General features: G+C 66.8%; 1 protein-coding gene. It reads left to right on the plus strand.

The features are described from left to right. Positions 1-112: 112 nt before the first annotated feature. Positions 113-1351 (plus strand): IS256 family transposase, encoded by a 1239-nt coding sequence (locus CGZ93_RS13985; protein WP_094364782.1) that lies wholly within the window; start codon positions 113-115, stop codon positions 1349-1351. The last annotated feature ends 50 nt before the right edge of the window (positions 1352-1401 follow it).

The following is a 1401-nucleotide window of genomic DNA, read 5'->3' on the forward strand; positions in this document are numbered from 1 at the left end:
AGTTGAGTCCCTCATAGTGGTGTAGCCCGTGGTGGCTGGCTCTGGACGACAGGGCGGTCACCGCGTGATCCTCGAGTTCACCTCTCACAGCACCCTCGAAGGAATCATCACGATGACCGCTCCACACATTGTCGACTCTGCCCACGTTCTTGGCGAGCTCCTTGCTGAGGCATCACCGGACATGATGCGCAGTTTGTTGCAGACCATGCTCAACGCCCTGCTGTCGGCCGACGCTGACGCGGTGGCCGGCGCCGAGTACGGCCAGCCCAGCCCTGGCCGTGTGGCGCAACGCAACGGCTACCGCCACCGCGCTCTGGACACCCGCGCCGGCACCATCGACCTGGCCATCCCCAAACTGCGCACCGGCAGCTACTTTCCCGACTGGCTGCTCGAACGCCGCAAGCGCGCCGAGTCCGCACTGATCACCGTGGTCGCCGACTGCTACCTCGCTGGCGTGTCCACCCGCCGCATGGACAAGCTCGTCAAGACCCTGGGCATCGACCGGCTCTCGAAGTCCCAGGTCAGCCGGATGGCCGCCGAGCTCGACGAACACGTCGAGCAGTTCCGCCACCGCCCGTTGGGCGATGCGGGGCCGTTCACCTTCATCTCCGCCGATGCGTTGACCATGAAGGTCCGCGAGGGCGGACGGGTCGTCAACTCGGTGGTGATGCTCGCCACCGGGGTCAACGCCGACGGGCACCGCGAAGTGTTGGGGATGCGGGTCGCCACTGCCGAGACCGGACCGGCCTGGAACGAGTTCTTCGCCGACCTGGTCGCCCGCGGCCTGACCGGCGTCCGTCTGGTGACCTCCGATGCCCATGCCGGCCTGGTCGAGGCGGTCGCGGCCAACCTGCCCGCAGCGTCCTGGCAGCGTTGCCGCACCCACTACAGCGCGAACCTGATGGCCATCACACCCAAGAGCCTGTGGCCAGCGGTCAAGGCGATGCTGCACTCGGTCTACGACCAGCCCGACGCCACCGCCGTCCACGCCCAGTTCGACCGACTCCTGGACTACACCGCCGACAAGCTCCCCGCCGTCACCGACCACCTCGACCAAGCCCGGGCCGACATCCTCGCCTTCACGCAATTCCCGCCCGAGGTCTGGCAGCAGATCTGGTCCAACAACCCCACAGAACGCCTGAACCGGGAGATCCGACGCCGCACCGACAGTGTCGGTATCTTCCCCAACAGGGCCGCGATCGTCCGGCTCGTCGGCGCGGTCCTGGCCGAACAGACCGATGAATGGGCCGAAGGACGCCGCTACCTCGGCCTCGAAATCCTCGCCAAGAGCCGGCTCAACCTCATCACCAACCAGCCCGAACAGGAGACCACGCCCGCACTCGCCAGCTAACCCCGCCCCGAAGGATCACCAACAGTTACACCACTTGGCGGGACTTGACC

The sequence above is a fragment of the Enemella dayhoffiae genome (genome assembly GCF_002250625.1).
Classification (GTDB): domain Bacteria; phylum Actinomycetota; class Actinomycetes; order Propionibacteriales; family Propionibacteriaceae; genus Enemella; species Enemella dayhoffiae.